Source organism: Mesorhizobium sp. Cs1299R1N3, from assembly GCF_037179625.1.
Taxonomy (GTDB): domain Bacteria; phylum Pseudomonadota; class Alphaproteobacteria; order Rhizobiales; family Rhizobiaceae; genus Mesorhizobium; species Mesorhizobium salmacidum.
This window is the reverse complement of record NZ_JAPYKQ010000013.1, coordinates 114,080-140,534: the sequence shown is the minus strand read 5'-3', so window position 1 is coordinate 140,534 and position 26,455 is coordinate 114,080. Positions and strand designations below refer to the sequence as shown.

The 26,455-nt window shown below is 63.0% G+C and carries 25 protein-coding genes; 12 read left to right on the top strand and 13 right to left on the bottom strand.

Annotated features, from left to right (window positions below):
* The first annotated feature begins 39 nt into the window (after nucleotides 1-39).
* A complete protein-coding gene (locus O7B34_RS24260; protein WP_337148424.1) occupies nucleotides 40-264 on the top strand; it encodes a DUF6434 domain-containing protein in 225 nt (74 codons plus the stop codon).
* Nucleotides 265-371: 107 nt separating this feature from the next.
* Nucleotides 372-2,153 (top strand): single-stranded-DNA-specific exonuclease RecJ, encoded by a 1,782-nt coding sequence (gene recJ / locus O7B34_RS24255; protein ID WP_337148436.1) that lies wholly within the window; start codon nucleotides 372-374, stop codon nucleotides 2,151-2,153.
* Nucleotides 2,154-2,176: 23 nt separating this feature from the next.
* On the opposite strand, the gene O7B34_RS24250 is transcribed toward recJ, so the two are convergent.
* From O7B34_RS24250 to folE, 4 genes are all read right to left on the bottom strand, one after another.
* Nucleotides 2,177-2,734, bottom strand: coding sequence for a dihydrofolate reductase family protein (locus O7B34_RS24250; RefSeq protein ID WP_337148422.1), 558 nt, complete (start codon nucleotides 2,732-2,734; stop codon nucleotides 2,177-2,179).
* Nucleotides 2,735-2,826: 92 nt separating this feature from the next.
* A complete protein-coding gene (locus O7B34_RS24245; protein ID WP_337148420.1) occupies nucleotides 2,827-3,798 on the bottom strand; it encodes a patatin family protein in 972 nt (323 codons plus the stop codon).
* 83 nt (nucleotides 3,799-3,881) lie between these two features.
* Nucleotides 3,882-4,343: a phosphoribosyl-AMP cyclohydrolase gene (gene hisI / locus O7B34_RS24240; protein WP_337148418.1), complete on the bottom strand. Its 462-nt coding sequence runs from the start codon at nucleotides 4,341-4,343 to the stop codon at nucleotides 3,882-3,884.
* A gap of 42 nt (nucleotides 4,344-4,385) precedes the next feature.
* On the bottom strand, nucleotides 4,386-5,024 hold the full coding sequence (gene folE, locus O7B34_RS24235; RefSeq protein WP_337148416.1) for a GTP cyclohydrolase I FolE: 639 nt from the start codon (nucleotides 5,022-5,024) through the stop codon (nucleotides 4,386-4,388).
* A gap of 240 nt (nucleotides 5,025-5,264) precedes the next feature.
* Here folE and O7B34_RS24230 point away from each other — a divergent pair, with 240 nt between their 5' ends.
* Complete coding sequence (locus tag O7B34_RS24230; protein ID WP_015317578.1) at nucleotides 5,265-5,711, top strand: iron-sulfur cluster assembly scaffold protein; 447 nt, start codon at nucleotides 5,265-5,267, stop codon at nucleotides 5,709-5,711.
* A 71-nt stretch (nucleotides 5,712-5,782) separates the two neighbouring features.
* Entirely contained in the window at nucleotides 5,783-6,208 is a 426-nt protein-coding gene (locus tag O7B34_RS24225; protein ID WP_337148414.1) for a cell envelope integrity protein TolA, read from the top strand.
* A 50-nt stretch (nucleotides 6,209-6,258) separates the two neighbouring features.
* Here O7B34_RS24225 and panC read toward each other — a convergent pair whose 3' ends face one another.
* Complete coding sequence (gene panC / locus O7B34_RS24220; RefSeq protein ID WP_337148412.1) at nucleotides 6,259-7,110, bottom strand: pantoate--beta-alanine ligase; 852 nt, start codon at nucleotides 7,108-7,110, stop codon at nucleotides 6,259-6,261.
* On the bottom strand, nucleotides 7,107-7,949 hold the full coding sequence (gene panB, locus O7B34_RS24215; RefSeq protein WP_337148411.1) for a 3-methyl-2-oxobutanoate hydroxymethyltransferase: 843 nt from the start codon (nucleotides 7,947-7,949) through the stop codon (nucleotides 7,107-7,109). The genes panC and panB overlap by 4 nt, the downstream gene beginning before the upstream one ends.
* Before the next feature lie 228 nt (nucleotides 7,950-8,177).
* On the opposite strand from panB, the gene O7B34_RS24210 reads away from it, so the two are divergent.
* From O7B34_RS24210 to O7B34_RS24200, 3 genes are all read left to right on the top strand, one after another.
* A complete protein-coding gene (locus O7B34_RS24210; RefSeq protein WP_027146842.1) occupies nucleotides 8,178-8,576 on the top strand; it encodes an NADH:ubiquinone oxidoreductase subunit NDUFA12 in 399 nt (132 codons plus the stop codon).
* Nucleotides 8,577-8,714: 138 nt separating this feature from the next.
* On the top strand, nucleotides 8,715-9,332 hold the full coding sequence (locus O7B34_RS24205; protein ID WP_140508802.1) for a DUF2155 domain-containing protein: 618 nt from the start codon (nucleotides 8,715-8,717) through the stop codon (nucleotides 9,330-9,332).
* 63 nt (nucleotides 9,333-9,395) lie between these two features.
* The gene (locus O7B34_RS24200) at nucleotides 9,396-9,785 is read left to right on the top strand and encodes a hypothetical protein (RefSeq protein ID WP_337148435.1); all 390 of its coding nucleotides are present in this window, start codon (nucleotides 9,396-9,398) and stop codon (nucleotides 9,783-9,785) included.
* A 3-nt stretch (nucleotides 9,786-9,788) separates the two neighbouring features.
* On the opposite strand, the gene aat is transcribed toward O7B34_RS24200, so the two are convergent.
* The 6 genes from aat to O7B34_RS24170 all read right to left on the bottom strand — a co-directional run bounded on the left by aat (nucleotide 9,789) and on the right by O7B34_RS24170 (nucleotide 15,151).
* Entirely contained in the window at nucleotides 9,789-10,406 is a 618-nt protein-coding gene (gene aat, locus O7B34_RS24195) for a leucyl/phenylalanyl-tRNA--protein transferase (RefSeq protein ID WP_337148410.1), read from the bottom strand.
* Between the two features lie 26 nt (nucleotides 10,407-10,432).
* A complete protein-coding gene (gene accC / locus O7B34_RS24190) occupies nucleotides 10,433-11,776 on the bottom strand; it encodes an acetyl-CoA carboxylase biotin carboxylase subunit (RefSeq protein WP_015318039.1) in 1,344 nt (447 codons plus the stop codon).
* Between the two features lie 10 nt (nucleotides 11,777-11,786).
* Nucleotides 11,787-12,248, bottom strand: coding sequence for an acetyl-CoA carboxylase biotin carboxyl carrier protein (accB, locus tag O7B34_RS24185; RefSeq protein ID WP_337148409.1), 462 nt, complete (start codon nucleotides 12,246-12,248; stop codon nucleotides 11,787-11,789).
* 26 nt (nucleotides 12,249-12,274) lie between these two features.
* Complete coding sequence (gene aroQ, locus O7B34_RS24180) at nucleotides 12,275-12,709, bottom strand: type II 3-dehydroquinate dehydratase (RefSeq protein ID WP_140508807.1); 435 nt, start codon at nucleotides 12,707-12,709, stop codon at nucleotides 12,275-12,277.
* 144 nt (nucleotides 12,710-12,853) lie between these two features.
* Complete coding sequence (locus O7B34_RS24175) at nucleotides 12,854-13,693, bottom strand: DsbA family protein (protein ID WP_027146848.1); 840 nt, start codon at nucleotides 13,691-13,693, stop codon at nucleotides 12,854-12,856.
* A 63-nt stretch (nucleotides 13,694-13,756) separates the two neighbouring features.
* Nucleotides 13,757-15,151, bottom strand: coding sequence for a M48 family metalloprotease (locus O7B34_RS24170; RefSeq protein ID WP_337148408.1), 1,395 nt, complete (start codon nucleotides 15,149-15,151; stop codon nucleotides 13,757-13,759).
* 147 nt (nucleotides 15,152-15,298) lie between these two features.
* Between O7B34_RS24170 and O7B34_RS24165 the strand changes: the two genes are divergently transcribed.
* The gene (locus O7B34_RS24165; RefSeq protein ID WP_337148407.1) at nucleotides 15,299-16,447 is read left to right on the top strand and encodes a pyridoxal phosphate-dependent aminotransferase; all 1,149 of its coding nucleotides are present in this window, start codon (nucleotides 15,299-15,301) and stop codon (nucleotides 16,445-16,447) included.
* Nucleotides 16,448-16,451: 4 nt separating this feature from the next.
* Nucleotides 16,452-17,381, top strand: coding sequence for a glutaminase (locus O7B34_RS24160; protein WP_337148406.1), 930 nt, complete (start codon nucleotides 16,452-16,454; stop codon nucleotides 17,379-17,381).
* Nucleotides 17,382-17,479: 98 nt separating this feature from the next.
* Here O7B34_RS24160 and O7B34_RS24155 read toward each other — a convergent pair whose 3' ends face one another.
* Complete coding sequence (locus tag O7B34_RS24155) at nucleotides 17,480-20,437, bottom strand: Rne/Rng family ribonuclease (protein ID WP_337148405.1); 2,958 nt, start codon at nucleotides 20,435-20,437, stop codon at nucleotides 17,480-17,482.
* Nucleotides 20,438-21,090: 653 nt separating this feature from the next.
* Between O7B34_RS24155 and O7B34_RS24150 the strand changes: the two genes are divergently transcribed.
* The 3 genes from O7B34_RS24150 to prfB all read left to right on the top strand — a co-directional run bounded on the left by O7B34_RS24150 (nucleotide 21,091) and on the right by prfB (nucleotide 26,267).
* On the top strand, nucleotides 21,091-22,353 hold the full coding sequence (locus O7B34_RS24150) for an N-acetylmuramoyl-L-alanine amidase (protein ID WP_337148404.1): 1,263 nt from the start codon (nucleotides 21,091-21,093) through the stop codon (nucleotides 22,351-22,353).
* 214 nt (nucleotides 22,354-22,567) lie between these two features.
* A complete protein-coding gene (locus O7B34_RS24145; protein WP_140711480.1) occupies nucleotides 22,568-25,012 on the top strand; it encodes a penicillin-binding protein 1A in 2,445 nt (814 codons plus the stop codon).
* A 123-nt stretch (nucleotides 25,013-25,135) separates the two neighbouring features.
* Nucleotides 25,136-26,267, top strand: a protein-coding gene (gene prfB, locus O7B34_RS24140; protein ID WP_140508819.1) for a peptide chain release factor 2 whose coding sequence is annotated in 2 segments (ribosomal slippage) — nucleotides 25,136-25,201 and nucleotides 25,203-26,267 — 1,131 coding nt in all. Because the reading frame shifts where the segments join, the coding sequence is not laid out codon by codon here.
* Nucleotides 26,268-26,455: the final 188 nt, after the last annotated feature.

Genomic DNA, 26,455 nt, shown 5'->3' with positions numbered 1-26,455 from the left:
CATTGGCTGCATCTGAACCTGGCCGCGCAAGGACTAATGATGAAGGCGTTCGACTGGCACGCGGATCCGATTTCGCGTGCCACTCCTGTCACGAAATCCTACCGCAACACCCAGAAGGTGCGCCGCTTTCTTACCCGCGAATGCGGCGACACGTTCAGGTTCGATCGACCCTTCATGGCATGGCTCAAGGACGGTCGGGAAAAGACGATGGGAGATGCAGCCGACGAGTGGGTCCGGCGCCAGGCTGAAAAGCGGAAAGCGTAGTTTTTCTTGAATTCTTCTGCGACGCCTGCATGTCGTTATCCCAAAACCGCTGCACACTTTTGGGCGACATGCATTATCCTGCCGCCAACCATGAGTTGGCAAAGCGCATGATGGGCGACAGGCGCCTCTTCCTCGATGTCAGGCAGTCGGCGACCGGTCTCTCCTGGGAGCACCGGCTGACCGAACGGCAGGATATGATCGCGCTTGCCATTGCGCAAGGTCATGGCGTGCCCGACATCGTCGCGCGCGTTCTTGCCGGACGCGGCGTTGCCGTCGATGAGACCGAGCGGTTTCTCGACCCGACGATCCGCGCTCTGTTGCCGAACCCAGCCTCGCTGACCGACATGGACAAGGCCGCCATCCGCATCGCCGCCGCCGTCGTTGCCCGGGAGAAAATAGCGATCTTCGGCGATTACGACGTCGATGGCGCGGCCTCGTCGGCTTTACTGAAGCGGTTTCTCACGCATTTCTCGGTGCCGTCGGAAATCTATATCCCGGATCGTATTTTCGAGGGCTACGGTCCCAATCCCGATGCCATGCGCGAACTGGTTTCGCGCGGCGCGACGCTGATCGTCACTGTCGATTGCGGCACCAATAGCGCCGCCTCCGTCGAGGCCGCCAAGGAGGCGGGCGCCGATGTGGTGGTGCTGGACCACCACCAGGTTGGCGGCGCGCTGCCGGCGGCGCATGCCGTCGTCAATCCAAACCGCGACGACGACCTTTCCGGACAGGGTCATCTCTGTGCCGCCGGCGTGGTCTTTCTCGCTCTGGTGCAAACCGCGAAGGTGCTGCGCGCGATGACCGACGCCACGCCGCCGGATCTGCTTTCGCTGCTCGATCTCGTCGCGCTTGCCACCGTCTGCGACGTGGTGCCGCTCACGGGCGTCAATCGCGCCTTCGTCGTCAAGGGCCTGCACGTGGCGCGGCAGCAGAAGAATGAAGGGATGGCTGCCCTTGCGCGGGTGTCACGCATTGGCGAGCCGATCAGCACCTTCCATCTCGCCTATCTGATCGGCCCGCGCATCAATGCGGGCGGGCGCATCGGCGATGCGGCGCTCGGCAGCCGGCTGCTTGCAACGGACGATCCGGTCGAGGCGCAGACCATCGCCGAGACGCTCGACCGGCTGAACCAGGAACGGCAGCTGATGGAGCAGGAGATGCTCGCCGCCGCGCGCGCCGAGGCCGATGCCGAGCTCGCGGGCGGCAGCGGTCCGGCAATCGTCGTCACCGCCAGCAACAACTGGCACCCCGGCATCGTCGGCCTGCTTGCCTCACGACTGAAGGATCACGCTCGGCGGCCGGCCTTCGCCATCGCCTTCAACGCCAGCGGCACCGGCACCGGCTCGGGCCGTTCGGTGTCGGGTTTCGACCTTGGCCGGCTGGTGCGCGAAGCCGCCAATGCCGGGCTCATCGTCAAGGGCGGCGGCCATGGCATGGCTGCTGGCATCACCGTCGAGCGCGCAAGGCTGGGCGAGCTCAGGGCCTTCTTCGAGGAGCGGGCGGCCGCCGACGTTTTCCGGTTGCAGGACGAGGAAACCCTGGCCATCGATGGCGCGCTTGCCGCGGAAGGCGCGACGCTCGGCCTGCTCGACGCCCTGGAGAAGGCGGGCCCTTTCGGCGCCGGGCATGTCGCGCCGGTTTTCGCTTTGCCGCGCCATCGGCTGGTCGATATCAGGCCGGTCGGCACCAACCATATTCGCGCCGATTTACAGTCGGAGAGCGGCGGCCGTATCCAGGCGATCGCCTTTCGCGCCGTCGACACGGTGCTTGGCGAATTCCTGTTCAAGAACCGGGGCAAGACGATGCATGTCGCCGGCTCGCTGTCGGGCAATCACTGGAACGGCAACCGTACGGTGCAATTTCGCATTATCGATGCCGCACGGGCGTAGGCGCGCGGCGGAAACCGGGCAATTCAGCCGGCCGGCGCATAACGCAGCAACGTCACGCCCTGGGTAAGACTTTCCGTACCGAGCGGTTTCAGCGCCAGCGACAGGCCGGATTGGAAATAAGGCTTGCCGCCACCCAGCACCACAGGATGCATATAGAGCCGGTATTCGTCGATGAGACCGGCTCGTGCCAGAGAGGCCGCAAGTCCGGCACCGCCGAGGATGACGAGGCCATCGGCCTGCGCCTTGAGGGATCGTACCGTGTTCTCGGCATCGTCATCCACCAGGCGGGCATTGAACCCGACTTGCCGAAGCGTGGTCGAGAAAACGATCTTCGGCGTTTCGCGCCATGCCTGGGCAAAATCCCGCTCGACCTCGTCGGCGCCGGTCTCGCGCTCAGGACTGTCCCAGAAGCGCATCGTCTCGTACATGCGCCGTCCCGCGAGTACGGCGGAGGCCTGTCTCATCATGTCGTTGAAATGCTGGTGCAGCTCCGCTTCGGGCACCGGCAAGCCGATGTCCTCGTCCGATCGGGCGATATAGCCGTCCAACGACGTCAGCATGGAATAGATAATCCTGGCCATCGGCACCTCCGCTTTTGTCGGCCCAGATCACCATAACCAATTGCATTTTGCAATCAGTTTATGCCGAAGCGAATAGAGCTTGATGAGATGATCTAGGCGAGAACCGTCTGCAGCCGCGTCAGTTCGGCGATCTGCGCCATCGTGGCCTGATAGCCGATCTGGATCGCCTCGTCGGCCCGGTGGAACTCGGTGAGGCCGATATGGCTGAGCTTGGGCTGCAGCGACATGTCGGGTGGATCGCCGGCAAGCCTCGCCCGTGAAATGCGGTCCTGGATGATGTTGAAGGCTTCCACCATCACGCCGGTGATGCCCAGACGCGTCTGGTGCGATTGGTGCTGGGAGTTGACCTGGCCGGGCCTTGGCGCATCCTTTTCGATAACCAGCTCGCCGGCACTGTGTTTGATCACGGCGGCGCGGCCGAACAGGTCGTAGTGGAGGTTGACCGCCACGACGAGCGGCTGCTCGTAGGCGCGGCAGACCGAAACGGGCACCGGATTGACCAGCGCTCCGTCGACCAGCACGCGGCCGTTGCAATCGACAGGCTCGAACACGCCCGGCAGCGCGTAGGACGCGCGCATGGCCGTGATCAGCGAGCCGCTCGACAGCCAGATCTCGTGGCCGGTGCGGATTTCCGACGCGACGCAGACAAATGGCTTGGGCAGATCGTCGAAGCGGATACCAGCCACGTGCTCGCGCAGGCGCGCGTCCAGCTTCATGCCGCCGAAGAGGCCGCTGCCGCGCAGGTTGAGATCGAGCAGGCCGAAGATGCGCCGCCTTGTGAGGCTCCGGGCGAACTCTTCCAGCTCATTTAGTTTGCCGGCGAGATAACAGCCGCCGACCAGGGCACCGATCGAGGTGCCGGCGATCATGGAAACTTCGATGCCGGCTTCATCGAGCGCCCGCAGCACGCCGATATGAGCCCAGCCTCTGGCGCAACCGCCGCCGAGCGCGAGCGAAATGCCGGTTTTCTTTGGAGAGTTTGTCGCGGATGCGCCGCCGGCCGAGGACAGGCCGTTGGCCTCCCTGACATCTGGTCTGTTAGGCAATGACGCCCATTCGAGCATCATGATCTCCCTTGTCCCAGGCTACTATACGGATGGGCCGTATCGAAATGATGAATCTATGTGATCGGTGTGAGGCAGAAGGTTCAAGCTGATGGCTTTCGATAGGTGTTTTCCGCATCGAACAGCGGCTTGCTGCCGTCGCCGGCAAGCGTCCCCTTGCCGTCGATCAGCCCCACCGTCCGATAAAAGCATGAACGCCGGCCAGTGTGACAAGTTGCGTCGTGGCCCAACACTTTGACGCGCAACCATATGGCGTCCTGGTCACAATCCGTGAGCATCTCGACGACATGCTGGAAATTGCCCGAGGTTTCGCCCTTCTTCCAGAGTGCGTTGCGCGAGCGCGACCAGTAATGGGCAATGCCGGTCTCCAGCGTCAGCGCCAGCGCCTGCGCATTCATATGCGCGACCATCAGCAGCATGCCGTCGGCGGCATCGGTCACGACGACGGTGACAAGACCGGCGGCATCGAAGCGCGGCGAGAACACCGTGCCTTCTTCCAGGATATTCTTGTCCGAGGGAGCTTTCGGAAATTCCAGTGCCGACATTGCCGGTCCATTTTCCTGTTGACCGTGACGTCGGCAAGGGGCTTACGCCCTGCCGCCGCCGCGCACCATGGTGACAAAACGAACCTGCTCTTCGGGCGTATCCTTGAAAACGCCGGTGAAGGTGGAGGTCAGCGTGGTTGAGCCCTGCTTGCGGATGCCGCGCATGGCCATGCACATGTGCTCGGCCTCGATCATGACGGCGACGCCGCGCGGGTTGAGCACGTCCTGGATGACCCCGGCAATCTGCGCGGTCAGGGCTTCCTGCGTCTGCAGGCGATGGGCGAAGATATCGACGACGCGCGCGATCTTGGACAGGCCGACGACCTTGCCGTCGGGCAGATAGCCGACATGCGCCTTGCCGATGATCGGCACCATGTGGTGCTCGCAATGCGAATGGAACTGGATGTCCTTGACGATCACGAGATCGTCATAGCCGGCGACCTCCTCGAAAGTACGGCCAAGCTCCTCGGCTGGGCACATATCGTAGCCGCCGAACATTTCACGGAACGCCTTGGCCACCCGCTTGGGGGTATCGATCAAACCCTCGCGATCCGGGTTGTCCCCGGTCCAGCGCAGCAATGTGCGCACGGCGGCTTCGACTTCGGCCTCGCTCGGGCGGTCGGTGACCGGCTTTTCCATATAGGCCGACTGGGGCATGAGTTTCTTGATGACGGCATCCATAAAAGGCGTCTCCCGTAGTCCCTCTCTCAGGAGGAACGAGTTGAACGGACCACGACCTTTCGGTGTCGGAAACTCGCCCCGTTTCCAGCCCCGTAAGCGGCGTGAACTTCCCGGCAAGGACAGTGGCTCTCGCCGCCTTGTCGATACCGGACTGCCAGCATTATATATGGTCGTGCCGGGCGAATGAAAGACGCAACAACGGCAATCGCTGTTTGCTTGGCGGCGACGGATTGGAAAATAATGATCAACGACGTCTACAACGCGAAAATTCTCGGTTTTGCCGGAAACATCGCCCGCATCGGCCGGCTCGATCATCCCGACGCGACCGCGAAGGCGCATTCCAAGCTGTGCGGGTCGACCGTTACCGTCGACCTCAAGATGGAGGACGGCGTGGTCACCGACTTCGCCCACGACGTGAAAGCCTGCGCGCTCGGACAGGCATCGTCCTCGATCATGGCGCAACATGTCGTCGGCGCCAGTGCCGAGGAATTGCGCGCGGTGCGCGAGACCATGCTGAAGATGCTGAAGGAGAACGGCGCGCCACCCGAAGGACGCTTTGCCGACCTCGGCTATTTGGAGCCGGTGCGCGACTACAAGGCGCGCCATGCGTCGACCATGCTGACCTTCGACGCCGTGGTCGACGCCATCGGCCAGATCGAAAAGAAGCGCGCCGACGAAGCGGCCTGAGCGTGGGCTTTGACCTTACGACGGCGGGCGGGTCCCGCCAGGGCACGGCCGATCATTTGTGCAATAACCTCATGTTCGCCGGCATTCTTGCCGCGTCACTTGTGTCGAGCAGTGGCTCGAGCGGGGCGGAACCAGCGGTCCAGCGCGATATCGGCGACTATCTCATGAAGGCTATCCAAGCCTGTTGGAACATGCCTGCAAATACCACAAGCATTGCACGCGTTCAGATCAGCCTGAACAAGGACGGATCGCTCGCCGGCCCGCCAAAAATCGTCGGTCCTGTGACACCACCACGGGATAAGGTTGCCGAAGCCGCCATTCGGGTAATCGCGCGCTGCGCGCCGTTCCCTGGGCTGGCATCCTACGCCGCCCACTATGATTTGTGGCGCGACATCGTCGTCACATTCAACCCCGCAGACGACCCGGCGGCGGGACATCCGCCTCTGGACGTCAACGACCTCGATAAACTTCTCGAAAAATACAAGAAGGCAAAGTAGCCGGATCCTGCCAGGCAGCGGCTCAGGCCGGAGCTTTCAGCGCGCGCCGATCAGGCGATGGGAACTTCCACATTGTCGATCAGCCTGGTTTTTCCCAGCCAGGCGGCGGCGAGAACGCGGCCCGCTCGGTTGTGCCGCCATGGCGTAAGTGTCAGGCTTTCGCGGGCCTTGACGTAATCGACCTTCTGGAAGCCGGCCGCGATCAGGGCGCGGCTTGCGTCTGCGATCGTTTCCTCTTGACCTGCGCCCGCCGCCAGCGCCGCCGCCGCCTTGCGCAGGATAAGGTTGAGCTGCCGCGCGATCCGGAGTTCGGCTTCATCGAGATAGGCGTTGCGCGACGACATGGCGAGGCCATGCGCATCGCGTATGGTCGGTGCGCCGATGACTTCGACAGGCAGGTCGAGGTCGCGGCAAAGCTGCCTGACGACGCAAAGCTGCTGATAATCCTTTTCGCCAAAGATGGCGACGTCGGGTGCAGCCTGCAGGAGAAGCTTGGCCACCACGGTGGCGACGCCGTCGAAAAAGGTGGGGCGAAAGTCCGTTTCGAGCCCGGCCGACGGGCCGCCGACCGAGATTCTCGTGGCAAAACCGGCGGGATACATCTCGCTGACATCAGGCGTGAAGGCAAGATCTGCCTTGGCCGTCGCCAGCATGTCGAGGTCGCGCGCCAACTGGCGCGGGTACTTGTCGAGATCCTCGCTCGGCGCGAACTGCGTCGGATTGACGAAGATCGACACCACGCAGCGATCCGCTCTTTCGAGCGCGATCTTGATCAGCGAAAGATGCCCGTCATGCAATGCGCCCATGGTCGGCACCAAGGCGATGCGCAGCCCATCGCGCCGCCAGTCGCTAATTCGCGCGCGAAGTGCGGCAACGCTGTCGACGACGTCGGGCCGGCTCATGATTCATCCCCGCCATTTGTTCTCGAGAAGACGTGGGTGGGGCCGGGGAAATCGCGGTCCCGCACCTCCGATGCGTAGCGCTCGGCGGCATGCTGGATCACACTGCGCAGGTCGGCGTATTGCTTGACGAATTTAGGCACGCGATCGACCGTCAGCCCGACCATGTCGTCGATGACCAGGATCTGGCCGTCGCACTCGCCGCTGGCGCCGATGCCAATCGTTGGAATGGCGATGCGGCGGGTGATGTCCGCGGCGACCGTCTCTATCGTTCCTTCGATGACCAGGGAAAACGCACCGGCCTTCTCGACCGCGCTCGCGTCGGCGATCAGGGCGGCCACATTCTCGTCCGTGCGACCCTTGATCTTGTAGCCGCCATCCTTTTCCACCGATTGCGGCTGGAGGCCGATATGGCCCATGACTGGGATATCGGCGGCCACGATCGCCGCGATCTGAGCGGCCATGTCGACGCCTCCCTCGAGTTTCACCGCCTGGCAGCCGCTCTCGCCGACGATGCGCCGCGCCGAGGCCACGGCCTGCGCGGCTGAATCCTCATAGGTGCCGGCCGGCATGTCGACGACGACGCAGGCCTTGGCCGAGCCCCGCATCACGGCTTGGCCGTGCGCGATCATCATCTCCAGCGAGGCGCCCAGCGTCGTCTCATGGCCATGCAGGACCATGGCGACGCTGTCGCCGACCAGGAGCAGGTCGACATAGGGATCGAGCAGGCGGGCGATCGGGTAGGTGTAGGCGGTGAGGCAGACGATCGGTGTGCCGCCCTTGCGGCGGCGAATCAGGTCGGCGCCGATGCGGATATCGGTGGTCGGCAATTGCGTGGCCAATCGTCGCCTCCTTCTGCCCCCGGCCGGATAGGATTTCCGCATGGGCGCGCAGAGCTTTAGAAAGAGCGGCAAGGCTTGGCAAGCGCGCATCCGGCCATCCCTTGGGATCACAGGCTTGTGTCGGGCCCTGGCGCGCCATTTGCGCGCTCCCCGTGGCAAAACCCTTGCCTTCCCGAAGGCCTGACGCCATAAGCAGGAAACGGGCGCCGCCAGCGCGAGGGTTCTGAAATGAAGACTTTCCTGACGCAGTTTTTCACCTGGTGGAACAGCCAGACGCTGGGAACGCGCCTGCACACCTGGCGGTACGGCAAGGAAGTCGGCCAGGACGAGGCCGGCAATGTCTATTACGAAGGCGGCATCGATTCGGAAGGCCGCACACGTCGCTGGGTCATCTACCGCAACTATTCGGAAGCCTCGGCCATCCCGCCTGGCTGGCACGGCTGGATTCACCATCGGGTCGATGTCGCTCCCCCCAGCGATGACTACCGGCCGCGCGACTGGCAAAAGCCGCATCTACCCAATCTGACCGGCACGCCAGCGGCCTATCGTCCGAAGGGCTCGCTGCTGACCAATCAACATCGCCCGCAGGTCACCGGCGATTACGACGCATGGACGCCGGGGTCGTAACGGCGCGGGTTGTAACGGTAAGGTGCAGGCCGGTCCTTTATCGCCACAATTGGTGTTTAGCTGCTTGCTGATCAGAAAACGGCGACTAGCCTTGGCGATCGACGGAATCACCTGGGCGCGAACCACCGGTACCCCTGCATGAGCTTTTTCAACCTGATATCGACAGGCGGTCTGGCGCTAGCCGCCAGCCTCGCCGTCAGCACCGTCGCCTTTTCGGCTTCACCCGCACCTGCACCCGCCGCTCCGGCGCCGACGGCGCCCGCGGGATCGGATCGCATCACCAACCCGGTCGCCGAGTTCGCTGGCATCGACAAGATCACCGGCCGCATCATTACTTTCGATGTCTATATCGACGAAACTGTGCAGTTCGGCGCCCTGCAGGTTACGCCACGGGTCTGCTATTCCCGGCCGGAGAACGAAGAGCCGAAGACCGACTCCTTCGTCGAGGTGGACGAGATCACGCTCGACCGCAAGATCCGCCGCATCTTCACTGGCTGGATGTTCGCCGAAAGCCCGGGTCTCAATGCCGTCGAACATGCCGTCTATGACGTCTGGTTGAAGGCGTGCAAGCAGAAGTCGGATGTGCCGGCGCCCGATGCTGGCAAGAGTGGTGCGACCAAGGCCGACGGGGCGAAAACCGACGCTTCGAAGCCAGCCGCAACCCAGTCTGCCTCGGCCAAGCCAAAGCCCACGGTCAGTCCGGACGCGGCACAGCCCGACGACGCCGCGGAACCGGATACGACGGACACCAACTGATCTCTTGGAACCGCCATGGCTGGCGCGCGTTGGACAATCACCACGCGCGTGGAGGACACGCCAATGTCGGACAGCAAGCGGATCATGGCCAACAAGGCCGAGTTGCTGGAACTCGAAAAAGGGTTCTGGACAGGTGACGCTGCCTACTATGCTGCCAATGTTGATACCGAATGCCTGGTAGCGTTTCCGCAGATGGCACAGGCGATGGACAATGCCGATCTGGCCAAAACCGCAACCAAACCCAACCGCTGGCGCGACCTCGACATCGAGCTCAAGGGAATAATCGAACCCGGTAGCGATATCGTCATGCTGACTTACGAAGCGCACGCGACGAGGGAAAATGGCGAGCCCTATGCAGCGCTGGTCAGCACCGGCTACGTCCATCGCGCCAACGGCTGGAAGATGATGTTCCATGCGCAGACGCCGCTCGCGGCTTCGCCAAGTAGGCCGTGATCACTACGGAAAAAAGACCGCTTCACCTTTCAGGGCGTCGGCCAGCATCTTTTCGTATTTGCCGCGCGGCACGTCGACGGCGCCGAAGCGCTTGAGGTGTTCGGTGGTGAACTGCGTATCGAGCAGCGCGAAGCCCCGAGCCTTCAGGCGCTCGACGAGATGCACCAGGCAGGTCTTCGACGCGTCCGTCTCCTTGGAAAACATGCTTTCGCCGAAAAACACCCGCCCCAGCGAGACTCCATAGAGCCCGCCGACCAGACGCCCCTCGCGCCAGGCCTCGACCGAATGGCAGTGCCCCATACGGTGCAGCTGCACGTAGGCCTCGCGGATCGGCGCATTGATCCAGGTCGAGCGGCGCTCTTCGCGCTTCTCGGCACAACCGTCGATCGTCGCCTCGAAATCGAAGTCGAAACGAATTTCGAATGCGTGCTTGCGGATCGCCTTCTTCAGGCTTCTGGGTGTGTGAAAATCTGCGAGCGGGATGATGCCGCGCGTCTCCGGCCGCACCCAGAAGACCTCCGGATCACCAGCACTCTCGGCCATCGGAAAGACGCCCGAGGCGTATGCCTTGAGCAGAAGGTCGGTGGGAATGCGATAGCCTGGCGCGTAGGGTCGGGTCATCGCGTCATCATAGCGCCAAGTTGGGGCTATTCGCCCTTGGCCAGATATTTTTCCAGCCAATGGATGTCGTAGTCGCCATTGGCAATGTCGGCATTACCGACGAGATCGCGAAACAGCGGCAATGTCGTTTTGATCCCGTCGACGACGAATTCATCGAGCGCCCGCCGCAGCCGCATCATGCATTCGACGCGGTTGCGTCCATGCACGATCAGCTTGCCGATCAGGCTGTCATAGTAGGGCGGGATCTTGTAGCCGGAATAGACACCGGAATCGACGCGGATGCCGAGGCCGCCGGGCGTGTGGAAATGGGTGATCGTGCCGGGCGAGGGGGTGAAGGTGCGCGGATCCTCGGCGTTGATACGGCATTCGATGGCGTGGCCGTTGAACTTGATGTCTTCCTGCTTGACCGAAAGGCCGCCGCCGGAAGCGACGCGGATCTGTTCGTGTACCAGATCGATGCCGGTGATCGCTTCCGTCACCGGATGCTCGACCTGGAGGCGCGTATTCATCTCGATGAAATAGAACTCGCCATTCTCGTACAGGAACTCGATGGTGCCGGCGCCCGAATAGCCGAGATCGGCAATCGCCTTGGCGCAGATGCCGCCGATGCGCGACCGTTCCTCGGCGTTGAGCGCCGGCGAATTGGCCTCTTCCCAGACTTTCTGGTGGCGCCGTTGCAAAGAACAGTCGCGCTCGCCGAAATGCACGCCGCCGCCGAAGCCGTCGCCGAACACCTGCACCTCGATGTGGCGCGGTTTCTCCAGATATTTCTCGATGTAGACCGCGTCGTCGCCGAAGGCCGCCCCGGCTTCCGAGCGCGCCGTCTGCAGGGCGATTTCGAGGTCTGCCTCGGTATGCGCCACCTTCATGCCGCGTCCGCCGCCGCCGGCCGACGCCTTGATGATGACGGGATAGCCGATCTCGGCGGCGATGCGCCTGGCTTCCTTTTCTTCGGTCACCGCGCCATCGGAGCCGGGCACCACCGGAATGCCGAGGCGCTTTGCCGTGCGTTTGGCCTCGATCTTGTCGCCCATGATGCGGATATGGTCGCCGGACGGGCCGATGAAGGTGATGTTGTGCGCCGCCAGGATGTCGGCGAACTTGGCGTTCTCCGACAGGAAGCCGTAGCCCGGATGCACGGCGTCGGCGCCGGTGATCTCGCACGCCGCGACGATCTGGTGGATGTTGAGATAGCTGTCACGCGACGGCGGCGGACCGATGCACACGCTTTCGTCGGCGAGCCTGACATGCATGGCGTCAGCGTCGGCGGTCGAATGCACCACCACGGTCTGTATGCCGAGTTCCTTGCAGGCGCGCAGCACCCGGAGCGCGATTTCGCCGCGATTGGCGATGAGGATCTTCTGGAACATCAGGTCCGCTCTATTCGATCACGACGAGCGGCATGCCGTATTCGACCGGCGCCGCGTCCTCGAACAGGATCGCCGTCACGGTGCCGGCGCGCGGCGAGGGGATCTGGTTCATCGTCTTCATCGCCTCGATGATCAGCAGCGTCTGGCCTTCCTTGACCTTCTGGCCGATCTCGATGAACGGCTTTGCGTCAGGAGACGGCGCCAGGTAGGCGGTGCCGACCATGGGCGAAGGGACGGCGTTCTTCGACACGTCGACAGCCGCCGGGGCAGCCGCCGCTGCAGATTGGGCGGCCGCTGCCGGCGCATAGGCCGGTTGCGGTGCGGCGATCGCATGGACGGTGGGGGCCTGCCGTGACACCCGAACCTTCAAGTCGCCGAGTTCAACCTCGATCTCGGTCAGGTTGGTGTCGTTCAGTATGCCCGCCAGATCGCGGATCAGTTGCTGGTCAACACCGGTCTTCTTTATCGACATTTTCGAGCCTTCTGTTTGTTGGCCGGTCATAGGCGTGCGGCCAGCGCTTGCAGCGCCAGTGTGTAGCCGAGCGGCCCAAAGCCACAGATCATGCCGACAGCGACCGGCGCGACCATGGAGACGTGGCGGAACGGTTCCCGCGCGTGAATGTTGGAAAGGTGAACTTCAGCGACCGGCAGTGGCGCGATCGAGCGGATGGCGTCGTGGATGGCAATCGAGGTATGGCTGTAGGCGCCTGGGTTGATGACGATGCCGGCGGCCTTGTCGCCGGCTTCCTGGATCCAGTCGACAAGCTCCCCTTCATGGTTCGACTGGCGGAAATCGATCTCGATCCCAAGCGATTTGCCTGCCTGCTTGCAGTCGTCCGCGATGGCCGCGAGCGTCTTGCCGCCATAGATGCCCGGCTCGCGCTTGCCGAGCGCGTTGAGATTGGGACCGTTCAGGACGAAAACCGTTTTCAAAAAAGCCGACCTTTTCCGGCGCCGGCGTCAAGCCGGCGCGCTGGGCCTCTATACCGGGCATAGTCGCCCGCGGAAAGAGCGCAAGTGCGTTCTTTCACTGTCCACAACAGGCCGAAATGCGCCCGGAAGAAAACCGCTCGCCGGTCAAAGCGCGGCTTTCGCCGCCTTGATCTTTTCGGCGAGCACTTCCTGCCCGAGCGCCCCGAACACGACCTCGTTGCCGACGACGTAGGAAGGGGTTCCGGTGATCTGCAGCTTGTTGGCAAGATCGTAGGTCTTGGAGAAGGCCTCGGGGATCGACGCATCCTTCATCTTCTCGCGCAGCGTCGCCTCGTCGGCGCCGAGTGAAAGCGCGATCTTGATCGCTGTTGCCTCGGTGGCGCGCCCCTGGCCGCCGAGCAGCGCATTGTGGAACTCGCCGTACTTCTCCGGCATCATCAGGTGGAACGCCATCGAAACGACGCTGGCCTTCTGCGAATCCGGGCCGAGGATCGGGAATTCCTTGAGCACGAAACGCAGATCCGGGTCGGACTTGGTCAGGGCCCGCATGTCCTCTATGGCGCGTTTGCAGAAGCCGCAATTGTAGTCGTAGAACTCCACGATCGTGGCCTTGCCATTCGGGTTGCCGACGACGCCGTCGAAGGTGGAATTGAAGATCTGGTCCTTGGCGTTCTTGATGACGCCGAGCGCCGCGAGCCGCTGTTCCTCCTTCTGCTTGGCCTCGAGTGCGTCCTGCACTTCGAGCAGCACTTCCGGATTCTTCAGGAGATAGTCGCGGATGATTCCCTCGACCTCGGTGCGGTCGATTTTGGTATCGGCCCCGGCCGTCTGGACAGGCTGTGCCGTCTGGACAGGCTGGGCCGTCTGGACAGGCTGTGCCGTTCCGGCCTTCGCAATTTGCGGACTGCCGGCCACGAAACCGAAAGCCAGCATGGCAAGGGCGACCGCAACCCCCGTGGTGCCCAGCAGCAGTGCCTTTTTCATCGTTCTCGTTCCTTCTGCCTGTTTTCCGGTCTGTCGCAGCACGCGGCCGGAGGGTTCATGAGATTACTGGCTCTTGCCTGATGATTTGTAGTTTATGATGTCCTGGGCGCGTATCCAGCGTGGCTCGCCGCGCTTCATCTGCTGTTGCGCCCGCATGGCGAAGATCTTCGCATCCTTGTAGTCGCCGGAATAGAAATGGCCTTCGGCGGTGGCAAGCTCGGCGCCCGGTATGTCTCCCAGCTCGCCGTAAGCCTGTGCCAGATAACGATAGCCGGTGGAATTTTCCTTGTCGCGCCCCAGGCCATTGTTGATCTGCACGACAGCTTTCTTGAGCGAGTCGGGCGTGCCGACCGCCATCAGCGCCTGGCCAAGCGAGACAGGCAGCAGGCCGGACCGTGCCGGATCGAGGTTGACCGCCTTGGCGTAGGCGTCGACCGCATCCTTGGGCTTGTTCGCCTTCATCAATATATCGCCGCGCAGCTCCTGGAAGTAAGCATTCTTGGGCTGCGCCTTGATCAGGGCGTTGGTCTTGGCGAGCGCCGCGGCGAGATTGCCGTAGAGATAGGTCGACTGGGCATCGCCATAGAGCGCCGCCATGCTGCCGCGCATCTTTTGCATCAGCCGCGCCGCGGCGGCCTGGCCTTCCATGTAGACGGCAATCTTCACCCGCATCATGTCGTGGCGCTGCTGCAGCGTCGGCGGGTCGAGCTTGTCGACATTGGGGCTCTGCTTGACCAGCACTTCGAGGTTGGCGATGCGGTCCTGCGGCATGGGATGGCTGATCCGGTAGGGATCGACCTGCGCGCCCGACAGCGACAGTGCTGTCTGGAAGCGGTGGAAGGTCTTCAGCATGCCCATGCCGGACTGGCCGGTGGCATTGAGATAGGTGATGGCCGAGCGGTCGGCCGTGATTTCCTCGGTGCGCTGATAGGCGAGGATGCTGCGCTGCGCCATCTCGCCGCCGCCAGCCGCCACGCCCATGCCGGCGCCGGCAAGGCCGCGGCTGTTGGTGGTCGCACCGGCAACCATGGCGCCGGCACCGAGCAAGGTGGCGATGATGGCCATGGTCTTGGCGCGTTCGAGCTGTTCGCGCAGTTTCTGCTGGTGGCCGCCGGCGATATGGCCTGCTTCGTGCGCGATGACGCCGATGATTTCGTTCGGCGTCTCAGCCGTCATCAGCGCGCCGGTGTTGATGAACAGCCGGCGCCCGGTGACGAAGGCGTTGAAGCTGGAATCGTTGACCAGCACGATGTCGATGCCGTCATTCGCGAGCCCGGCCGCCTTGAAGATCGGCCGTGCATAATCGCGCACCAGAGCTTCGATCTCGGCGTCGCGTACGACTGGCACGCCCTGGGCGAAGGCGGTCACCGAACCGGCCACCGCAACTGCGGCGGCAAGCGAAGCCGTGGCGAGGACACGCGCCGCCTTTGCAATTGTCGATCTGGGTCGGCTCAACATAATGTGTCCACTGGTAGACGAGCGGGCCAAAGATGAAAAGTCGGCGCCTGAAAAACTTCCTCAACTTGTGATCCTCACATCAATCGGGCATTTGTGCGGCGCATGCGTCAGGACCTGGCGCGCTCAATCCTCGGGACAGGGGTAAAAATGGTCGTTTCGCTCTCCCATCGCGGCAATGTCGAGCCGTTCCATGCCATGGATGTACTGGCCGAAGCGAACCGGCTGAAGGCCCTGGGCATACCGGTGATTTCCATGGCGGTCGGCCAGCCATCCGATCCAGCGCCTGTACGGGTTCGCGCCGCCGCGGCCAAGGCGCTGGAGGAGGGACGCATAGGCTATACCGACACCTTGGGTTTGGCCTCGCTGCGCAAGGCGATCGCCGGGCACTACGCGGATCACTATGGCCTCGATGTCGACCCCGGCCGGATAGCGGTGACCACCGGATCGTCGGCGGCCTTCAATCTTGCCTTCCTGGCGATGTTCGATCCAGGCGATCGGGTCGCCATCGCCGCTCCCGGCTACCCCGCCTATCGCAACATCATGGCAGCCCTCGGCATCGACGTGGTCGAAATCGAGCTCGGTGACGCGGCTTATCTGCATGCCGGCCATCTTGAGGCCGCGCATCGCGAGAAGCCGCTGAAGGGTGTGCTGTTCGCAAGTCCCGCCAATCCGACCGGCGCCGTCATACCGGCCGACGAGCTGGCGATCCTGGTCACCACGGCGGAGTCGCTCGGTATCGCCGTCATTTCCGATGAGATCTATCATCGGCTGGCCTATGGCGCCCCCGACACCACCGCACTCGCCTTTGGCAACAGCGTGACGGTGATCAACTCTTTCTCGAAATACTACTGCATGACCGGCTGGCGCATCGGCTGGATGGTGTTGCCGGACGAACTCGTGCGCCCCGTCGAGCGCATCGGCCAGAGCCTCTACATCTCGCCGCCGGAGCTGTCTCAGATCGCGGCGATCGAGGCCTTTGCCGCAACCGAGGAGTTGGAGGCGGTAAAACGGCGCTATGCCTGGAATCGCGAGCTCTTGATGAAGCGTCTCCCGGAGCTGGGTTTTCCCCTGGCGGCACCCATGGATGGCGCCTTCTATGCCTTTTGCGATGTCACCCGGCACAGCAATGACAGCATGGCCTTTGCCCGCAAGTTGCTGGCCGAGGCGCATGTGGCGGCGACGCCCGGCCGCGACTTCGACACCCGGGCGGGGCACCGCACGATGCGGTTTTCCTATGCCGGCAGCCACGACGACATGGTCGAGGCGATGGTGCGCATCGAACGCTGGTTGAGGTAGCGCCGTGGCGGAGCTCGAACAGGCGCTGGCGGAAGTCGCGGCGGAAATGGCTGAACGCACCGATCGCGGCGATGTCGCGACCTATATTCCCCAACTGGGCAAGGTCGATCCGAAGAAATTCGGCATCGCGACCGTCACCAATGACGGCCGCACGCTGGTGGCCGGCGATGCCGACCAGGCTTTTTCGATCCAGAGCATCTCGAAGGTGTTCACCCTGACGCTGGCGCTCGGCAATGTCGGCGACGCGCTGTGGAAGCGGGTGGGGCGCGAGCCCTCCGGCAACCCGTTCAACTCGATTGTCCAGCTCGAGCATGAGAACGGCATTCCGCGCAACCCGTTCATCAATGCCGGCGCCATCGTCATTTCCGACATCCTGCTTGCAGGCCACCAGCCGCGCGAGGCGATCGGCGAGATCCTGCGCTTCATACAGTTCCTCTGCGACGACGAGACAATCATCATCGACCGCGAGGTCGCGGCGTCCGAACGCGCCACCGGCTACCGCAACTTCGCACTCGCCAATTACATGAAATCCTTCGGCAATCTCCATCATGCGCCGGAACTGGCGCTGGGTGTCTATTTCCACCATTGCGCCATCGCCATGAGCTGCCGGCAACTGGCGATGGCCGGCCGCTTCCTCGCCAATGGCGGCAAGAACCCGGCAACCGGTCTTTCCGTGGTGTCGGCGGAGCGGGCGCGGCGCATCGGCGCCATGATGCTAACCTGCGGCCACTATGACGGCTCCGGCGATTTCGCTTTCCGCGTCGGTATTCCCGGCAAGAGCGGCGTCGGCGGCGGCATATTGGGTATTGTGCCGGGTGTCGCTTCGCTCGCGGTCTGGTCGCCCGGCCTCAACGCCAACGGCAATTCCAAGCTGGGTTCGCTCGCGCTGGAAAAGCTCGCCAGGATGATGAACTGGTCGATCTTCGCGCCATAGGGATCACGACTCTGCCGGATATGAAAAATCCCGCGCCGTTCGTTTTGATCGGCGCGGGATTCTTTTTGTTAGAAAATCAATTCAAGCATTTGAAAAGCTTAGAAAAAGCCTTTCCGCTGCCACCAGCCGGCACGCTTCGGCTTTTCTTCGGTCTTGGCTTCCGGCTCATCGGCGACGGTCGAGGAAACCACCGGCACGACAGGCGTATCGGCGGCTGCCGCCTTGCGGCGTGATGGCCGGGCTTTCGGTGTCTCTCCGGCGACCGCCGCCTCGTCCGATGCCGTGGCTGGCGTTTCGGAGGGTGCCTGCACGGCCACTTCCGCGGTCGGCTCCTCGGCGACGGCCTCGGCTGCTGCCTTCTTCGGCTTGGCTGCGCGGCGTGGCTTCTTGGGCTTCTCGGTGCTTGGCACCTCGTCGCTCACGGTAGCCGCCGGTTCTTCGACGGCAGCGGCAGCCACCGGCTCGATCGACACGGGCTCGCTCAGGGAAGCGTCAGCTTCGGCAGGCTCGGTCGTTTCGCCGGCTGCCGCCTCGGTCTCGCCTTCGCCGTCTTCGCGACGGTTGCGCTTGCCGCCGCGCTTGCCGCGCCGGCGCTTCTTGCCCTGGCCATCGTCGGATGCTTCCGCCGTTTCGACGGTCTCGGTTGCGGCGACCGCAGCCTCGTCGTCTGCCTCGGCATCGTCATGGTCCGCCGCGCCTTCCGACGCGGTGAAGCCGTCATCCGACGTGGAGAGGGACGCGCCGTCCGTCGGGGCGCCATGCTCGCGTTCGCGATCCTTGCCGCCGCGCCGCCTGCGACGCTTGCGGCGCTTGCGGTCGCGGCCTTCGCCTTCCTCGCCGGATCTGGGCTGCTGATGCTGCGACGGCTGGGCGTGCCGTGGTTGCTCGGCCTGTACCGGTGCTTCGTCATCTTCCTCGACAACGACAATCTCGTCCTCGGGCTCTTCCGGCTCGACATAGGCCGGCAGGCTGCGCGCCTCGACGAAGCCTTCCGGCTTTTCGGCCAGCGCGCCGCGGAAGATCGCGTAGTGCTGGGCACCGACCGCATCGTCGGCCTCGATGGTGACGGTCAGGCCGAAGCGGCTTTCCAGTTCCACCAGCGTGCCGCGCTTGTGGTTAAGCACGTAGAGCGCGGTCGCGGCCGGCGTGCGCACCGTGATGTGGCTGCGCGAATCCTTGAGCAGGAACTCCTCGATCGCCCGTACCACCATCAGCGCCACCGACGAATCGGAGCGCACATGGCCGGTGCCGCCGCAATGCGGGCACGGCTTCATGGTCGATTCCAGCACGCTGGCGCGGATGCGCTGACGCGACATCTCCATCAAGCCGAAATGCGAGATGCGGCCGACCTGGATGCGGGCGCGGTCGTTCTTGAGGTGATCCTTCAGCCGCTTTTCGACGGAGCGGTTGTTGCGGTTCTCCTCCATATCGATGAAGTCGATGACGATCAGGCCGGCAAGATCGCGCAGCCGGAGCTGGCGGGCGACTTCCTCGGCCGCTTCCAGATTGGTGTGGAGCGCGGTGTCCTCGATCGAGTGCTCCTTGGTGGAGCGTCCCGAATTGACGTCGATGGCGACCAGCGCTTCGGTCTGGTTGATGATGATGTAGCCGCCGCTCTTCAGCGTCACTTGCGGCTGCAGCATGCGGTCGAGCTGCGCCTCGATACCGTTGCGCACGAAGATAGGCGTCGTGTCGCGGAACGGCTGAACCACCTTGGCGTGGCTCGGCATTAGCATGCGCATGAAGTCCTTGGCTTCGCGATAGCCCTCTTCGCCGGAAACCAGGATCTCATCGATATCCTTGTTGTAGAGATCGCGCACCGAGCGCTTGATCAGGCTGCCTTCCTCATAGACGAGGGCAGGGGCCGTGGACTGGAGCGTGAGACTGCGCACGTTCTCCCACAGCCGCATCAGATATTCATAGTCGCGCTTGATCTCGGCCTTGGTGCGGCTCTCGCCGGCGGTGCGCAGGATGACGCCCATGCCTTGCGGCACTTCGAGATCGGCAACGACTTCCTTGAGGCGCTTGCGGTCGACCGCGCTGGTGATCTTGCGCGAAATTCCGCCGCCGCGCGCTGTGTTCGGCATCAACACCGAATAGCGGCCGGCAAGCGACAGGTAGGTGGTGAGCGCCGCGCCCTTGTTGCCACGCTCCTCCTTGACGACCTGCACCAGCAGGATCTGCCGGCGCTTGATCACTTCCTGGATCTTGTACTGGCGGCGCACCGGCTTGCGGCGATTGCGCACTTCCTCGAGCGCGTCCTCGGCGCCGACCGATTCGATCTCATGATCGTCTGGATGGGAAGAGGATACCTCCTCGAGCATCCCACGATCATTGTCGGAGGAAGTGGCTTCGCTGCCCTGTTCCGCCTGCGGCACGGGCTCGGAAATCACATCGCCTTCGACGGAGGCGGCGATCGACTTGGGGCCGCCCTCGCTGGCCTCGCTTTCATCCTGTTCGGAAGAACCCCCGTCATGTTCGGGTGCACCGTCATGTTCGGATGCGCCGGCGTCTTCCGAGGCATCTGACACGTATTCCGCGGTCCCTGAAACGTCGGACATGTCCTCGGTTACGGCATCCGGGCCATTGTCGTTGTTTTCGTCTGTTTCGCCGGCGGCTTCGTTTGCCTCGCCGGAATCGGCCGTGCCGGCATCGCGTCTGTTTTCACCACGGTCGCGGGTCTTGCCGCCGCGCCGTCGACCGCGCCGTCCACGATCCCGGCTCTGGCGATCGTCGCCTTCGCCGTCCTCGTTCTCCTCGTCCTCGGCCTCCTGCGCTTCCGCGCGCAGCAGTGCCTGACGGTCGGCGACCGGAATCTGGTAGTAATCGGGGTGTATTTCACTGAAGGCGAGAAAACCGTGACGGTTGCCGCCATATTCGACAAAGGCTGCCTGAAGGGAGGGTTCGACGCGCGTTACGCGGGCGAGGTAAATGTTTCCTTTGAGCTGCTTCTTGTCCTGGGATTCAAAGTCGAATTCTTCGATACGGTTACCGCGTACGACGACTACGCGTGTTTCCTCCGGGTGGGAGGCGTCTATCAGCATTTTGTTGGGCATTATTTCGTTTCCCCCCGGCAGCCGTCAGCCGCAGCTGGCGGGGCAAAGCCCGCTGCTGTGTGTCTGGATGAGAGTGGGTGCCGGATAATTGAACGTCCGCCGGACGCTGCCTGCGTGTCATGGCGGTGCCGCCCGCAGCCATATTGGCGCGGTTTGATGCGGACCTTTCCATGATTGCGCTTGAAGCCATCGTCACCAGCAGAACCTTTTGAACCAAAGCCCGGAAACCGGACCAGCTTGTTTGCTCATACAGAGCCGGCGCGGGAACAAACCCGGCCGTTTTCCTCACGCAGGCGATTCCCCCGCCACGGGAGCACACCTGCGAAATTCGTCGCAACCACCTGAAGCCTTTTCGCGTGAAGCGAAAGGAGCCGCCTTTCATCTGACCCTGTAGCAGGAAGCTGCGGAGGAGGGCGGTTCCAGGATTGCAGTGATCCACCATCGCTTTTATGATTTGGCGGGTTGGAAGGCAACCCCGATTTCCGATGCCGGCAAAAAGCAGTTCCGTAGCGTAAGCCTGGTTCCGATCCTTGCGTGAAAAGGCTTGGTTAACCTTCTCTGGATACCAATCGTTAATCGAGTTCGCGGCCTAACCGGCACTTTGACGAAACGAGCCGGCGTCTGGCGCCAAAGCGGGAGCGACTAGAAGAGAAATGGGACTGGCGGACTTCACAGACAAGGGATGTCGTGTTGGCGGCCAGATTCTCCGTGCCTTCTGTCTCATGTTGCTGGTGGTGTTTTCGTCCGCCTTTTCCACGATTGCCAGTGCCGCCGACGCGCCGCTTGTGGCGAAGGGCTACAAAATGGCCGGCGATGCCACCAAGATGCGCATCGTCATGGATTTCGATCGCGAGCCTGACATCAAATGGTTCCTGCTGCGCGGACCCAACCGCCTTGTCATCGATCTTGCGAACACCCGATTTGCCATCGATGCCAAGGATTTGAAGCCGCGTGGCCTGGTCAAGGGGGTGCGGCTCGGCGAACTCGGCGAGGGCGTTTCGCGACTGATCCTGACCGGCAAGGGACCGTTCGCCGTCGACAAGCTCGATGTGCTCAAGAACGAGGACGGAACCGGCTATCGCATTGCCATCGACATGTCCGCGGCCTCCGAACGTGAGTTTGACGCCGCCCTTGCCAATCAGGCGCTGACCACCGGTTCCACGGTTTCGACCGATAAAGGCGGCCGGGTCGGCACGGGACCTGTCTCCAATCCCGGCCACAGGTTCACCGTCGTCATCGACCCCGGCCATGGCGGCGTGGACGGCGGCGCCGAAGGCCTGAACGGCACCATCGAGAAGAACGTCACGCTCGCCTTTGCCACCGAGCTGCGCGACAAGCTCGCGGCCGTCGGCAAATACGATGTCTTCATGACCCGTGATACCGATGAATATCTGCGCCTGGACGACCGCGTCCGCATTGCCCGCCAGCATGAGGCCGATCTGCTTATTTCGATCCATGCCGACACGATCAGCGTCAAGGGCATCCGCGGCGCCACTGTCTATACGGTCTCCGACAAGGCTTCCGACCCTCAAGCACAGGCGCTTGCCGACCGTGAAAACCTGTCGGATCAGTTCGCCGGCATGGTCATCAAGGACGACAACAAGGAAGTGACCGACATCCTGATCGACCTGATCCGCCGCGAGACGCACAATTTCTCCATGAGTTTTGCCCACACCTTGGTCGGTCAGCTCTCGACCAGCGTCGGCCTTATCAACAATCCGCAGCGTTCGGCCGGATTCAAGGTGCTGAAGGCCCCGGACGTGCCGTCCGTGCTGGTCGAGCTCGGCTATCTCTCCAACGCCAAGGACGAGGCGCAACTGCTCGACACCGAGTGGCGCGGCAAGGCAGCGCAAAGCATCACCAACGCCGTCGCGTTGTTCGCTTCCGCCCGCGCCGGGGCTGGAACCGGAGGTTGACAATGCCCGGCAGCGCCTGCAACCAGAGGCGGCGTTGCGGGATGACAACACCCGCTGCTTTTATTTCCGGCTTGCGGCCGCGAAACACGGCCCTGCCGTATTTTGTCCACATGGGGGCGACATGGGTTTTCGATTACGGGTTGGGACCGGCTCGAAAGCTTGCGTGGAAGGCGGCTTCGTTTAGGAAATTCCCGAACCAAGGACTGGAGCGGGTATGATTCGTCTCATTGGCTATTTCTTCGGCATCGGCACGACGCTGGCCCTCCTGGCCGCGGCGGGCGTTGCCCTTTACATCGGCCATGTGGCAAAGGATCTGCCTGATTACGAAGTGCTGGCCAAGTACGAGCCTCCGGTGACCACCCGTATCCATGCCTCGGATGGCGCGCTGATGGCGGAGTATGCACGGGAACGGCGCCTTTATTTGCCGATCCAGGCCATCCCGGATCGCGTCAAGGCTGCCTTCCTGTCCGCGGAGGACAAGAACTTCTACAGCCACCCTGGTGTCGACATAACGGGGTTGGGCAGAGCGGTGATGACTTACGTTTCGGGTGGCCCCATGCAGGGCGGCTCGACGATCACCCAACAGGTTGCCAAGAACTTCCTGCTGACCAACGAGCGCTCCCTGGAACGCAAGGTCAAGGAAGCCATCCTTTCGTTCCGCATCGAGCAGGCCTATTCCAAGGATCGCATCCTCGAGCTCTATCTCAATGAGATCTTCTTCGGCTTCAATGCCTATGGCGTTGCCGGTGCCGCACTGACCTACTTCGATAAATCGGTGAACGAACTGACCGTGGCCGAGGCCGCTTATCTGGCATCGCTCCCGAAAGGTCCGGCCAACTACAATCCCTTCAAACACGCTGACCGGGCAATTGAACGGCGAAACTGGGTGATCGGCCAGATGGTCGAAAACGGTTACGTGACCCCTGAAGAGGGCGCGAAGGCGAAGGCCGAGCCGCTTGGCGTTGCTCCGCGCCGCACCGGCTCCTACCTTTTCGCCGGCGAGTATTTCACGGAAGAGGTTCGTCGGCAGATCATCGCCCGCTACGGCGAGAACGCCCTCTATGAGGGCGGGCTGTCGATTCGCACCACGCTGGACCCGAAGGTCCAGCTCATTGCCCGCAAGGCGATGCAGAATGGATTGATGAAATACGACACTTTGCGCGGCTATCGCGGGCCGGTGAAGACGATCGACGTCTCCGGGGACTGGGGTGTGCCATTGGGTGCCGTCAAGGGACTGGAAGACGTTCCCGAGTGGTCGCTGGCCGTCGTGCTCGACAGTTCGGCGTCCGGGCTGTCGATCGGCCTTCAGCCCGCACGCCAGGCGTCGGGCGATATCGTGAAGGAACGCGTCGAAGGCACCGTCAGCAAGGAAGACATGGGCTTTGCCATGCGCCATGTGGTCGACGGCAAGACGGTCAAGGCCAGGTCGCCGGCCGACGTGCTGAAGCCGGGCGACGTCATCTTCGTCCAGAAGAACGACGGTTCCGACAATACCTACAGCTTGCGCCAGGTTCCCGAGGTGGCAGGCGGCCTGATCGCGATGGATCCGCACACCGGCCGCGTGCTGGCCATGGTCGGCGGTTTCTCTTATTCGCAATCCGAATTCAACCGCGCCACCCAGGCGATGCGCCAGCCGGGCTCCTCGTTCAAGCCGATCGTCTATTCGGCCGCGCTCGACAATGGCTATACCCCGGCCTCGGTGATCATGGATGGTCCGATCACCATCCAGAGCGGCAACACCACCTGGACGCCGAAGAACTATGACGGCACGGTCGCCGGCCCGGCAACACTGCGTTCCGGCATCGAGAAGTCGCGCAACCTGATGACGGTGCGGCTTGCCAATGACATGGGCATGAAGCTGGTCGTCGAATACGCCGAGCGCTTCGGCGTCTATGATCATCTGGCGCCATATCTGCCGATGGCGCTGGGTTCGGGCGAGACGACCGTCATGCGCATGGTTTCGGCCTATTCGATCATGGCCAATGGCGGCAAGTCGATCAAACCGACGCTGATCGACCGCATCCAGGACCGCTACGGCAAGACGGTGTTCAAGCAGGATGAGCGTGGCTGCGAAGGCTGCAACGCGCCCGAATGGAAAAACCAGCCGGAGCCGGAACTGGTCGACAATTCCGAGCAGGTGCTCGATCCGATGACCGCCTACCAGATCACCTCGATGATGGAAGGTGTCGTCCAGCGCGGCACCGGCGCCACCATCGGCGAGCTTGGCCGCCACATCGCCGGCAAGACCGGCACCACCAACGACGAGAAGGACGCCTGGTTCATCGGCTATACGCCGAACCTCGTGGTTGGTCTCTACATGGGCTACGACACGCCGCGCGGCCTTGGCCATGGCGCCACCGGCGGCGGCCTTGCCGCCCCGATCTTCAAGGATTTCATGCGCGTGGCGCTGGATGGCACGCCCAATGTCGACTTCAAGGTGCCTGACGGCATGAATCTGATTGCCATCAACCGCAAGACCGGCATGCGCGCCTCCTCGGGCGATCCCGGCACCATCATCGAGGCCTTTAAGCCGGGCACCGGCCCCGCCGACAGCTACTGGGTGATCGGCATGGGCGCCGATGGCTCCAACGCTTCCGGCGGCGCACTGTCGCCGCAGGCCAACCAGGCCATCCAGGACGGCGGCGGCGGCCTTTACTGACGAATTCAAACGTCCGAATGGGCCAGCCTGAGGCTGGCCCATTTCGCTTTACACATGGCGGCACCGTCCCTATGTATCGCGCCGACCGAAGCGTCATTCAGCAACAGGACAAAATATCAGGCCATGCGCGCGGAAACGCAGAATATTGTCGATGAGATCAGGCAGGCGATTACCCTGCTGAGGAGGCATCTTTGACTGGGATCAGGCCATAAAGCGGCTTGAATACCTGAACGTGCGGGCCGAGGACGCAAGCCTCTGGAACGAACCGCTGGAAGCGCAGAAGCTGATGCGCGAACGCCAGGGCCTCGAGGAAGGCATCGCGGCGGTCAAGGGCCTGACCCAGGCGCTGGAAGACAATATCGGCCTGATCGAGCTTGGCGAGGAAGAGGGCGACGAAGGCGTCATCGCCGAGGCCGAGGCCGCGATCCGCTCGATGCAGGGCGAGGCAAAGGCCCGCCAAGTCGAGACGTTGCTCTCGGGCGAGGCCGACGCCAACGACACCTATCTCGAAATCCATGCCGGCGCCGGCGGTACCGAAAGCCAGGACTGGGCCTCGATGCTGTTGCGCATGTACACGCGCTGGGCCGAGCGCCGCCGCTTCAAGGTCGAGGTGCTGGAAGTGCATGACGGCGAAGAGGCCGGCATCAAGTCCGCCACCTTGCTGATCAAGGGTCACAATGCCTATGGCTGGATGAAGACCGAATCCGGCGTCCACCGCCTGGTGCGCATCTCACCCTATGACAGCAATGCGCGCCGTCATACGTCCTTCTCCAGCGTCTGGGTCTATCCCGTCGTCGACGACAGGATAGAGATCGACGTCTCCGAATCCGACGTGCGCATCGATACCTATCGTTCGTCCGGCTCGGGCGGCCAGCACGTCAACACCACCGATTCGGCCGTGCGCATCACCCATATCGCCACCGGCATCGCGGTCGCCTGCCAGGCCGAACGCTCGCAGCACAAGAACAAGGCCAAGGCTTGGGAAATGCTGCGCTCGCGACTCTACGAGGAAGAGCTTAAGAAGCGCGAAGCGGTCGCCAACGCGACCGAGGCGTCGAAGAGCGATATCGGGTGGGGCCACCAGATCCGTTCCTACGTGCTGCAGCCCTATCAGTTGGTGAAGGATCTGCGCACCGGCGTCGAAAGCACCAACCCGTCTAGCGTGCTCGATGGCGACCTCGACGACTTCATGGAAGCCTCGCTGTCGCAACGCATCGAGGGCGGCGCGGGCGAAGTGGTAGCCGACCTGGATTAGGCTGCTCATGCGGGCAATGACGGCGAGCTCGTCGCAAAAGCGGACGTATCGCCGTGCGGTGAGCGGTTGACCACACGCTTTCCGCCGGTGCCAGCAACAAGCGCGCCGGCCATCGCAAGGTTTCTGATTCGGCGTATTGCTCTCGTACGGGAAGAGGGTCTTTTCCTGTCCCCAAAACGGGCGCGTCG

Excerpts from the sequence above, each read along its gene's own strand:
- recJ (WP_337148436.1), top strand. The coding sequence starts at position 372 with ATGATGGGCGACAGGCGCCTCTTCCTCGATGTCAGGCAGTCGGCGACC.
- O7B34_RS24145 (WP_140711480.1), top strand. The coding sequence starts at position 22,568 with ATGATTCGTCTCATTGGCTATTTCTTCGGCATCGGCACGACGCTGGCC.
- accC (WP_015318039.1), bottom strand. The coding sequence starts at position 11,776 with ATGTTCCAGAAGATCCTCATCGCCAATCGCGGCGAAATCGCGCTCCGG.
- folE (WP_337148416.1), bottom strand. The coding sequence starts at position 5,024 with ATGGATGCCGTCATCAAGAAACTCATGCCCCAGTCGGCCTATATGGAA.
- hisI (WP_337148418.1), bottom strand. The coding sequence starts at position 4,343 with ATGTCGGCACTGGAATTTCCGAAAGCTCCCTCGGACAAGAATATCCTG.
- O7B34_RS24170 (WP_337148408.1), bottom strand. The coding sequence starts at position 15,151 with ATGTTGAGCCGACCCAGATCGACAATTGCAAAGGCGGCGCGTGTCCTC.
- O7B34_RS24150 (WP_337148404.1), top strand. The coding sequence starts at position 21,091 with ATGGGACTGGCGGACTTCACAGACAAGGGATGTCGTGTTGGCGGCCAG.
- O7B34_RS24200 (WP_337148435.1), top strand. The coding sequence starts at position 9,396 with ATGTCGGACAGCAAGCGGATCATGGCCAACAAGGCCGAGTTGCTGGAA.
- aat (WP_337148410.1), bottom strand. The coding sequence starts at position 10,406 with ATGACCCGACCCTACGCGCCAGGCTATCGCATTCCCACCGACCTTCTG.
- O7B34_RS24210 (WP_027146842.1), top strand. The coding sequence starts at position 8,178 with ATGAAGACTTTCCTGACGCAGTTTTTCACCTGGTGGAACAGCCAGACG.
- O7B34_RS24165 (WP_337148407.1), top strand. The coding sequence starts at position 15,299 with ATGGTCGTTTCGCTCTCCCATCGCGGCAATGTCGAGCCGTTCCATGCC.
- O7B34_RS24260 (WP_337148424.1), top strand. The coding sequence starts at position 40 with ATGAAGGCGTTCGACTGGCACGCGGATCCGATTTCGCGTGCCACTCCT.
- O7B34_RS24230 (WP_015317578.1), top strand. The coding sequence starts at position 5,265 with ATGATCAACGACGTCTACAACGCGAAAATTCTCGGTTTTGCCGGAAAC.
- accB (WP_337148409.1), bottom strand. The coding sequence starts at position 12,248 with ATGTCGATAAAGAAGACCGGTGTTGACCAGCAACTGATCCGCGATCTG.
- O7B34_RS24155 (WP_337148405.1), bottom strand. The coding sequence starts at position 20,437 with ATGCCCAACAAAATGCTGATAGACGCCTCCCACCCGGAGGAAACACGC.
- O7B34_RS24205 (WP_140508802.1), top strand. The coding sequence starts at position 8,715 with ATGAGCTTTTTCAACCTGATATCGACAGGCGGTCTGGCGCTAGCCGCC.
- O7B34_RS24175 (WP_027146848.1), bottom strand. The coding sequence starts at position 13,693 with ATGAAAAAGGCACTGCTGCTGGGCACCACGGGGGTTGCGGTCGCCCTT.
- O7B34_RS24250 (WP_337148422.1), bottom strand. The coding sequence starts at position 2,734 with ATGGCCAGGATTATCTATTCCATGCTGACGTCGTTGGACGGCTATATC.
- O7B34_RS24245 (WP_337148420.1), bottom strand. The coding sequence starts at position 3,798 with ATGCTCGAATGGGCGTCATTGCCTAACAGACCAGATGTCAGGGAGGCC.
- O7B34_RS24225 (WP_337148414.1), top strand. The coding sequence starts at position 5,783 with ATGTTCGCCGGCATTCTTGCCGCGTCACTTGTGTCGAGCAGTGGCTCG.
- panC (WP_337148412.1), bottom strand. The coding sequence starts at position 7,110 with ATGAGCCGGCCCGACGTCGTCGACAGCGTTGCCGCACTTCGCGCGCGA.